The sequence below is a fragment of the Bacteroides sp. 1_1_14 genome (genome assembly GCF_000162515.1).
In the GTDB taxonomy this organism is placed as follows: Bacteria; Bacteroidota; Bacteroidia; order Bacteroidales; family Bacteroidaceae; genus Bacteroides; species Bacteroides thetaiotaomicron.
In genome coordinates this window covers 781,160-791,053 of the sequence record NZ_GG774703.1, presented here as the reverse complement: position 1 = coordinate 791,053, position 9,894 = coordinate 781,160, and the positions used below count along the sequence as shown (strand labels likewise).

Sequence of the window (9,894 nt, the reverse complement as noted above, 5' to 3'; positions counted from 1 at the left end):
GGTCTCCGGCACGAGTTTCCATACGATGAAGCATATACGGCACGCACATGACTGCGAACAGGAAGAATGTTCCGGCGGGGGTGAGATTCTGGAGCATCCAGGGGGTTAACTGTCCGATCAGGTACGTTCCTATCCACAGGGCGAATCCTGCAATGGACATCGCCAGTCCGCGCACCTTGGTGGGGTACATCTCCGAGAGGAGCACGAACACCACGGCACAGATGGAGACGGCACAGCAGAATACATAGAACAGGAAGAAAACGAGCAGGAAGAGGCTGGAGACTCCCCAGGAATCACCGAAGAGGAAGTAAATGCCGATCAGCAGGAGGGAGACAACCATCCCCGAAACTCCGTAATAGACCAGTTGCTTGCGGCCGACCCTGTCGATGATCACAAGAGCAAGAACGGTGGTCAGAGTGTTGACTAGTCCTACGAGAACTTGGTAAAACAAAGAATCTCCTCCTGAAAGTCCTGCGTTTTCGAAAATGGAAGGGCCATAATAAAGTACAGCATTCACACCCATGAACTGTCCCAAAATAGCAATGCATACACCAATGATGACCGCTTTAAAAATTCCGGGTTTCATTAACATAGCCCATTCAGATTTTGTTTCAGACGTCAATACAGATTTCGTTTCTTTTAATTGACTTGCAGCCTCTGAAACTGAATTATATATCCTTTCTAATATATTGACAGCTTTTTCTTCTTTACCTCTTACGATCAGCCAACGAGGACTCTCCGGAATAAAGAAGATAATGATGAAGAATAACACAGCCGGCAATGTTTCCATTCCCAACATTCCTCGCCAGACTTCAGTAACAAATATCTTATTCAACCAGTCCATACTTAACTGATTACTACTTTCAGCATAAGCCAGCAATTGATAGTTAATCAAATAAGCTCCTAAAAATCCAACTGTCACAGCCAATTGATATAAAGATACCAAACGCCCTCTATATTGTGCCACAGCCACTTCAGATATATACAAAGGAGAAACAATCGACACAACACCAATACCAACTCCACCAATAATACGATAGACTACCAATTGGGTGAAGTCTGCGGAGATCGCACAACCTAAAGCCGATGTAGAAAACAGAGTCGCTGAAATAATCATCGTCATTTTTCGTCCCAGCTTATCACTCAGGATACCGGCAAAAAGAACACCGACGATAGAACCTATTAAAGCACATCCCACATACCACCCCTGTTGCAACGTATCCAGTTGAAAAAGTTGAGTAACCTGAGCGATTGTTCCGGATATAACAGCAGTATCATATCCGAACAAAAATCCTCCCAAAGCTGCTACAACAGAAAGGAAAATAAGATAGCCAAAGTTAATTGTAGACTTCATATCACTCATTTAATTTCAAAATATTCTCTGTATCTATCATATAAATGTCCGGCCTGCAAGTAGGCAGATTGAGGACTCATAAAATGAGAAAATTCGAAAGTAATAGCCTTATCATACCCTGCACGTTTGGCAGCTTCCAGCTTCATCCGGAGCTTATCAAATTTAATGGGTAGAAAACGGATAGGCATATCACGGTCAAAAGACTCGGCGTTGGTCCAGCATTGCATACCATACTTATCTGCTAATTTTTTATTTACAGTAAAGAACGCATCCAACTCATCATAATCGATATGTCCATCCTGAAAAGCACAAGCATCTACCACTTCATGAATTCCATCAAAAATTTCATTCCATTCTTTTTCGTGTTGTTGTACAGAAACCGCATCTTCTCTTGTCAGTTTCCCTGTTCCCATAATAGCCTTTTTGCCATCAATCCACGGAGAGATAAAAGTCGGGAGTCCGTTCGATACATCTTTACATTGCTTTCCCATAGCACGGAAAGCATCAATAGCCCCTTTCGTGGCACGGCTAATCTCGCCGCTGATGTACCAGCCTCCAAAACTTTTATACTTCTCTCCGTACATCTTCCAAACCTCATCAATCACATACTTGTTATCCTCAATCTCCCAACTTAAATCACCTGTATCCCAATACCGTCCTGAATCATACAAACCAAAATAAAATTTCATGTTATACTTCTCCGCCAGACGCAAATACATATCTACCAAATCAACCGACGGCATATAACATCCTTTTTTCAGCAAATAAGGTGAAGGGTAAGTCATAAACTTACGATAACCGGAACGAATCATAATCACTGTATCGATACCGATTCTTTTCATATGCTGAAAATCCAGATCCCATTCTTTCTCACCCCAGTTCTGATGAGGAATATCATGAGATATTTCATCCAAAAAAGTTCCTGTAATTTTTAAGCCATTATTTTTGGGAACAATCAATTTGCTTTCCAAATCGCCAGCCTTGATCTTCGGGGAGAGTTCCCCTCTCCCCACTCCGTCAGCTGCAAATAATGAAGGGGCAACCAAAGCGGAAGCTCCGGCCAAAGCTGCCTTCTTTAAGAAATCTCTACGATTATTAGTTTCCATAGTTTTAATTTTTTGTTTTTACTTGGATATATGTTAACCTATTGAATATACTTACCAGTGATATCGATCTGTTTTTTATTGAAAGGATCCAATACCTGATCAATCATTACAGCCATCTCCCCTCTCAAAATATTCCGTTTCAAATCCGGTTCTTGCATTCCGTATGCTTTCCAAAGCGCTTGCGGATCAACAGTAGTATGTAGTTTTTCCGTTTCTGCTATCTTCTGAACAAGTTGAACTGCCTCCTCAATACTTAATTTATCCGCTCCTGTTTTTTTGAATTCATCTTTGGCAGCCGGATACACTTCAAACAGACCATCCAGTTCTGACGCCAGCAATACCGTATCCGCTCTCAACCAAGTCTGATTGGACCAGTCCACATTCTTACCGACTCCTTTCAGAATCCCCGTAGAGCCAATCCGCTGATAAGGAGCGAACTTCACATCCGAGACAGGAACATCCAGATAAGGAAGCAAATATCCTTTAGCATCCAGAATAGCATTCTGAACATCACGAACAGAAACATCACTTATCTTCTGATTATTCTTCACAGCAAGTGCAGCCAAAGCTCCCGCTGCCTGACCGATCTGCAGTACAACCGGTTGCAAACGAGTCGTTCCATTCATAATATTCGATACGGAAATAGATTTCTCGGCAACAATCAGCCCGTCTACCTCCTGAGGAATCAATGTACCTAACGGCAACCCATACGAAGGGATCGGATGAAAATACAGATTAGGCAACTCTTCATAACCATGATAGCGGGTATGGTGATGATCTACCGGATAATCTCCCACAGCAATACAAGTACGGTACAGTTTTTCATCCTGTGTATATGGATTGAGTGCATGATTCAAGTTAAAGCGGACTAATCCGTGAATTCTTCTGGACTCTCTATGATAAGGGATAAAAGGTAACTTATCCTCTGTCGGATATTCATCATCCGCCAATCCAAGTGTATTATACCCCAGTTCATGTTGCAGGAAGTAAACAAAACACATCGTATAATGTTTCGCATATTCCAATGCTTTCACGCGTTCTTCCGGAGTCATTTCAATCAGATTAATATAATAATCATTACCTTCTATCGGCCAATTAATCATATATTTATGATTCGGCAACCGCCCGTAGGTAATCATCATATCTTTAGACCAGACGCGATCCGGCTCTTTAGGAGTTATGCATACCGGACTGGCACAGGCACAGGCAAATTCTTTAGGATCGTATCCTTCAGGTTCCGGAATAGTCACATCCTTACCATAATCTTTTAATATGGCAACATAAGTAATATCCTGCACAATATTATTCTTCTTTTCCGGAGCAATATCCTCGTGCGTGTCATCTCTGCTTTCCATACCAATATCGTACTTCACTCCACAAATTTTTGCCACATCACCCAGTTCGGTGGCATCAATCATGACCTTCGCCCGAACCGTTTTCACACCTTGTCCTTCCACCTTCACTTTAGCGACCCACTCATCTCCCGTCCTTTTTACTTCTTCAAGGCAAGCCTGTTTCCAGACTTTTAGATTATTTTCCGCCGCTACCATTTCGTGAAGAATCTTATTTCCAACTGACGGTTCAAACAATACGTTACTTACCCAACCCGTCTTCAAAGAATCCAGCCCGCCATAATAATCAGACAATCTATTCTTAAATTCTCCCCAAAGTCCGGCAGGCAATCTGTAATTTCCATCCACAGCACTCACACCGGCAGAAGTCAGCATCCCACCCAACCAGGTGCTTTCTTCGAGAATCAGTGTATTGGCTCCCATACGAGCAGACTGGATGCCGGATGTTACACCACTGGCACCTCCACCTATAATAAGTACATCTACCTTATCTTCCTCTGAGTGCATACAAGAAGAGTATGATACTACCAGAAACAGCCCACAGAGTATTTGGAATAAGTTTTTCATCATAATACGATTTGGTTACGGTACATCTTAATTAATATCACGGTACAAATATAGCTATATTTATTAAATAAACAATAGATAATAAAATATTTTATTAATAAAGTTGATTTTCGCTTCTTTATTCATTAATAAGACTATAAATATGAAGCTATTCAGATACCAGTACCCTTATTACCTTATTATATAAGAAGATTTCAAATAACTATCAATGAGAGAATTCACTTTCTATAAGGAATCAGCACAGCATCATCTCAGATTCAATTCTAATTTTTTCGTCAAGAACCTTATTAGTTAATAAAAAAATTAATTATCTTTGTAGATATTACAAAATATAAGAGACGTATGAACCAACAATTCTTGAAAGAAATAGAAATGGGCTCTAAAAATGCCCTCGTTAAAAAGAGGATCATTACACATTATATATATAATGGTAGTTCCACTATTCCCGATCTTTCAAAAGAACTAGATCTAAGCGTGCCCACAGTCACCAAATTTATCGGTGAAATGTGTGAGGACGGATATATCAATGATTACGGAAAACTGGAAACCAGCGGTGGACGCCACCCGAATCTCTATGGATTGAATCCGGAATCCGGTTATTTTATAGGTGTAGACATCAAAAGATTTGCAGTCAATATCGGACTGATCAATTTTAAAGGTGATATGGTAGAGTTAAAAATGAATATCCCCTATAAATTTGAGAATTCGATAGAAGGGATGAACGAGTTGTGCAAACTCATTCTCAACTTCATCAAAAAACTTCCTATCAATAAGGAGAAGATTTTAAATATCAATGTAAATGTATCGGGACGGGTAAATCCGGAATCCGGATATAGTTTCAGCCAGTTCAATTTTGAGGAACGCCCGTTGGCGGATGTCCTGTCGGAAAAGCTGGGTCATAAAGTAACCATTGACAACGACACCCGTGCCATGACTTACGGAGAATATATGCAAGGGTGTGTAAAAGGAGAAAAAGATATTATTTTCGTCAACGTCAGCTGGGGAGTCGGCATCGGAATTATTATCGACGGCAAAGTCTACACAGGAAAATCCGGTTTCTCGGGAGAGTTCGGTCACGTCAATGCATACGACAATGAAATCATCTGCCATTGCGGCAAAAAAGGGTGTCTGGAAACAGAAGCATCCGGCTCTGCCCTTCATCGCATTCTTTTGGAGCGTATTAAAAGCGGAGAAAGCTCTATTCTTTCCACCCGAATATCCGGTGAAGAAGACCCCATCACGCTTGACGAAATCATCACAGCCGTCAACAAGGAAGATCTGCTTTGTATTGAAATTGTTGAAGAAATAGGGCAAAAGCTGGGAAAACAAATTGCAGGATTAATCAATATCTTCAATCCGGAACTGGTCATTATAGGCGGAACTTTATCTTTAACGGGAGATTATATCACCCAACCCATCAAAACAGCGGTACGTAAGTATTCACTCAATCTGGTCAACAAAGACTCTGCCATCATTACATCCAAATTGAAGGATAAAGCAGGTATTGTAGGCGCGTGTATGCTGGCACGCAGCAGAATGTTCGAAAGTTAAACTACCGTTACTTTATGCAAAGAGTTATGGTAAAGGAAGATTTTAAATTAAAGCTCAAAAAATATTCAGAATCCTTTTGTTTTCTCAAATAAAGCTGTAATTTTGCACGCCGTAAACGAGAAACAAACCGCCGCTATAGCTCAGTTGGTAGAGCAACGCATTCGTAACGCGTAGGTCGCCAGTTCAAGTCTGGCTAGCGGCTCTTGACAATAAAGCGCTAACTACAGAATAGTTAGCGCTTTTCTTATTAACCCCCAAAGCAAATCGCATGAAACGAGGTAAGAGCAGGAGATTATTTAAGAAAAAGAAGTCACATTCCAATCAAAGATTAGGGTGTATCATCGCTATCATCGTACTTATTCCCATTTGTTACGGGCTTTATCTGTATTATCAGCAATACAGTGTCCAGCACAGTAGCAAACCGCAGATAGAGACTTCCGTCTCCCTCCCCACTCCATCCGGCAAAGATTTAGAGATTCCCGTTTCATTGATTCCCCGTCAGGAGCAGATCATTCGTCATAAAGGCTATACAGTTTCCTACAATAAAGACCTGAAGATTCCGAATTGGGTTTCTTACGAACTGACCCGTCAGGAAACCAAAGGAAAAGAAAAGAGAGGTGACAACTTCATCGCCGATCCTTTAGTAAAAGGCGCCATTGCGACCAATGCGGATTATGCACGCTCGGGATATGACAAAGGACATATGGCACCGGCCGCCGACATGAAATGGAGTCCGGATGTCATGAAAGAATCCTTCTATTTCAGCAATATGTGCCCGCAGCATCCTCAGCTGAACAGAAGAGGCTGGAAAAATCTGGAAGAAAAAATAAGAGACTGGGCGGTAGCCGATAGCGCCATTATCATTATATGTGGTCCTATCATCGACAAGCCGTCCAAAACCATCGGAAAAAATAAGGTGGCAGTGCCCGAACGATTCTTCAAAGTAATCCTCTCTCCTTTTGTCAAACCGGTTCGCGGCATCGGGTTCTTATTCAACAACAGGCAGGCGGTAGAGCCCCTTTCCACCTATGCGGTATCAATCGACAGCATCGAGCAACTTACCCATATGGACTTTTTCTCTCCCCTGCCCGATGAAATAGAAAATGCGGTAGAAGCCAATGCCGATTACTACCAATGGCCACGCTAACAGTTGACAAAATCAGTCGGATTTCAACTATTCATCGTTGAAAGGAATCGCTCCTATCCAAAATCTTCCTATCTTTGACGCAATTTTTAAAGTTACGTCACAAGATGAAAAAGAAAACAAGAAATATCTTATTATCCGTTCTGACCGGAGCTCTCCTTCTTTGCGCCATTGCCGGAGGAACAGTCTATTATTATCTCTTTGCTCCTCAGTTTCATCCCTCCAAAACCGTCTATGTATATGTAGACCGGGATGACACGGCAGATTCAATCTACAATAAGATCAGACAAACCGGTCATGTCAACAAATTCACCGGATTTCAATGGATGGCAAAATATAGAAAATTCGACCAGAATATACATACCGGACGTTATGCCATCCGCCCCAACGAAAACGTATACCATGTATTCAGCCGCTTCTTCAGAGGTTATCAGGAACCGATGAATCTCACTATCGGAAGCGTACGGACACTAGACCGGCTGGCGCGAAGCATCGGCAAGCAACTGATGATCGACTCCGCCGAAATAGCCCGCCAACTATTCGATTCCGCTTTTCAGGCCGAAATGGGGTATACGCCGGTCACCATGCCCTGTCTTTTCATCCCCGAGACCTATCAGGTATATTGGGATATGAGTGTCGACGACTTCTTCAAACGTATGCAGACAGAACACAAACGATTCTGGAATGACGAACGTCTTGCCCAGGCAACCGCTATCGGCATGACACCGGAAGAAGTCTGCACCCTCGCCTCCATTGTTGAAGAAGAAACCAACAACAACGAAGAAAAGCCGATGGTAGCCGGACTATACATCAACCGCCTGCACACAGGTATGCCCCTGCAGGCAGACCCTACCATCAAGTTCGCTTTACAGGATTTCGGGCTGCGACGCATCACCAATGAGCATCTGAAAGTCAACTCGCCCTACAACACTTATATCAACAGCGGTTTACCTCCGGGACCTATCCGCATCCCCTCTAAAAAGGGCTTGGACAGTGTATTAAACTACACGAAACACAATTACATTTACATGTGTGCGAAAGAAGATTTTTCAGGTACTCACAATTTCGCATCCAATTATGCCGACCACATGGCAAATGCAAGAAAATATTGGAAAGCACTTAATGAAAGAAAGATTTTCAAGTAATTTTGTGATAAAACGAGCCAAAAAGGCTATCTTTGCCCGATATAATAACAAACTGTGATCAACACTAATAAAGGAAATATATGAGCAAGCAACTCTTACTTGGCGATGAAGCCATTGCACAAGCTGCACTGGATGCCGGACTTTCAGGTGTATATGCCTACCCCGGTACTCCTTCAACTGAGATTACTGAATATATCCAAATGGCGCCTATAACCACTGAGCAGAACATACATAATCGTTGGTGTGCCAACGAAAAAACTGCCATGGAAGCCGCACTGGGTATGTCATTTGTAGGCAAACGCGCCTTAGTGTGCATGAAGCATGTAGGCATGAATGTGGCTGCAGACTGTTTCGTCAATTCTGCCATCACGGGTGTGAAGGGAGGACTGATTGTGATAGCGGCAGACGACCCCAGCATGCACTCTTCACAGAATGAACAGGACAGCCGCTTCTACGGAGACTTCTCCCTGATACCGATGTACGAGCCCAGCAACCAACAGGAAGCATACGACATGGTATACAACGGATTCGAATTCTCTGAGAAAACAGGCGAACCGATCTTAATGCGTATGGTCACCCGCCTCGCACACTCCCGTTCCGGAGTAGAGCGCAAAGAGCAGAAGCCACAGAACAGCATTTCATTCAGTGAAGATCCCCGTCAGTTTATCCTGTTGCCGGGAAATGCCCGCAAACGCTATAAAGTATTGCTTGCCCGCCAGGACGAATTCATCAAAGCTTCCGAGGAATCTCCTTACAACAAATACATAGACGGCCCTAACAAAAAACTGGGAATCGTCGCTTGCGGTATCGGCTACAATTATCTGATGGAAAACTATCCGGAAGGTTGTGAATACCCGGTACTTAAGATCGGCCAGTATCCATTGCCTAAAAAGCAATTGCTGCAATTGGTTGAATCCTGCGACGAGATTCTGGTACTGGAAGACGGACAGCCATTCGTTGAAAAACATCTGAAAGGCTATCTGGGCATTGGTATCAAAGTAAAAGGACGTCTGGACGGCACACTGTCACAAGACGGAGAATTAAATCCGGACTCTGTAGCACGCGCGGTCGGCAAAGAAAACAAATCGGAATTCGGCGTCCCTTCTGTAGTCGAAATGCGTCCTCCCGCACTGTGTGAAGGATGCGGACACCGTGATATGTACGTCACACTGACAGAAGTACTCAAAGAAGAATATCCTTCCCATAAAGTATTCAGCGACATCGGTTGCTATACGCTGGGAGCCAACGCTCCGTTCAACGCCATCAATTCATGCGTAGACATGGGAGCTTCCATCACAATGGCGAAAGGTGCGGCCGACGGAGGTCTTCATCCGTCCGTAGCTGTAATCGGTGACTCTACATTTACTCACTCCGGAATGACAGGTTTGCTGGATTGCGTCAACGAAAATGCCAATGTCGTTATTGTCATTTCAGACAATGAGACAACAGCAATGACCGGTGGTCAGGACTCTGCGGGCACAGGACGTATTGAATCCATCTGTATCGGTTTAGGAGTCGACCCTGCCCATATCCGTGTCGTTGTTCCATTGAAGAAGAACCACGAGGAAATGAGACAGATCATACGCGAAGAAATCGAATACAATGGCGTATCCGTTATCATCCCGCGCAGAGAGTGTATTCAAACATTAGCACGCAAAAAAAGAAGTAAGTAAGC

At 43.1% G+C, this 9,894-nt stretch carries 6 protein-coding genes, 1 tRNA gene and 1 pseudogene; 5 read left to right on the top strand and 3 right to left on the bottom strand.

The features are described from left to right. From HMPREF9007_RS17950 to HMPREF9007_RS17960, 3 genes and pseudogenes are all read right to left on the bottom strand, one after another. Positions 1-1,354 (bottom strand): annotated as a pseudogene (locus HMPREF9007_RS17950) (sugar porter family MFS transporter); the annotation flags it as partial. 5 nt (positions 1,355-1,359) lie between these two features. Next, positions 1,360-2,460, bottom strand: coding sequence for a DUF4434 domain-containing protein (locus tag HMPREF9007_RS17955; protein WP_008760712.1), 1,101 nt, complete (start codon positions 2,458-2,460; stop codon positions 1,360-1,362). Positions 2,461-2,498: 38 nt separating this feature from the next. Then, positions 2,499-4,379: an FAD-dependent oxidoreductase gene (locus tag HMPREF9007_RS17960; protein ID WP_008760711.1), complete on the bottom strand. Its 1,881-nt coding sequence runs from the start codon at positions 4,377-4,379 to the stop codon at positions 2,499-2,501. Positions 4,380-4,721: 342 nt separating this feature from the next. Between HMPREF9007_RS17960 and HMPREF9007_RS17965 the strand changes: the two genes are divergently transcribed. The 5 genes from HMPREF9007_RS17965 (at position 4,722) to HMPREF9007_RS17985 (ending at position 9,892) form a co-directional block, all read left to right on the top strand. Then, positions 4,722-5,930 (top strand): ROK family transcriptional regulator, encoded by a 1,209-nt coding sequence (locus HMPREF9007_RS17965; RefSeq protein WP_008760710.1) that lies wholly within the window; start codon positions 4,722-4,724, stop codon positions 5,928-5,930. Between the two features lie 129 nt (positions 5,931-6,059). Continuing rightward, positions 6,060-6,132, top strand: a tRNA-Thr gene (locus HMPREF9007_RS17970). A gap of 66 nt (positions 6,133-6,198) precedes the next feature. After that, positions 6,199-7,077, top strand: a complete 879-nt coding sequence (locus tag HMPREF9007_RS17975) for a DNA/RNA non-specific endonuclease (protein WP_008760709.1) — start codon at positions 6,199-6,201, stop codon at positions 7,075-7,077. A gap of 104 nt (positions 7,078-7,181) precedes the next feature. Next, positions 7,182-8,219 (top strand): endolytic transglycosylase MltG, encoded by a 1,038-nt coding sequence (gene mltG / locus HMPREF9007_RS17980; protein ID WP_008760708.1) that lies wholly within the window; start codon positions 7,182-7,184, stop codon positions 8,217-8,219. A gap of 80 nt (positions 8,220-8,299) precedes the next feature. Beyond that, positions 8,300-9,892: a thiamine pyrophosphate-dependent enzyme gene (locus HMPREF9007_RS17985; RefSeq protein ID WP_008760707.1), complete on the top strand. Its 1,593-nt coding sequence runs from the start codon at positions 8,300-8,302 to the stop codon at positions 9,890-9,892. The last annotated feature ends 2 nt before the right edge of the window (positions 9,893-9,894 follow it).

Excerpts from the sequence above, each read along its gene's own strand:
- HMPREF9007_RS17955 (WP_008760712.1), bottom strand. The coding sequence starts at position 2,460 with ATGGAAACTAATAATCGTAGAGATTTCTTAAAGAAGGCAGCTTTGGCC.
- HMPREF9007_RS17960 (WP_008760711.1), bottom strand. The coding sequence starts at position 4,379 with ATGAAAAACTTATTCCAAATACTCTGTGGGCTGTTTCTGGTAGTATCA.
- HMPREF9007_RS17965 (WP_008760710.1), top strand. The coding sequence starts at position 4,722 with ATGAACCAACAATTCTTGAAAGAAATAGAAATGGGCTCTAAAAATGCC.
- HMPREF9007_RS17975 (WP_008760709.1), top strand. The coding sequence starts at position 6,199 with ATGAAACGAGGTAAGAGCAGGAGATTATTTAAGAAAAAGAAGTCACAT.
- mltG (WP_008760708.1), top strand. The coding sequence starts at position 7,182 with ATGAAAAAGAAAACAAGAAATATCTTATTATCCGTTCTGACCGGAGCT.
- HMPREF9007_RS17985 (WP_008760707.1), top strand. The coding sequence starts at position 8,300 with ATGAGCAAGCAACTCTTACTTGGCGATGAAGCCATTGCACAAGCTGCA.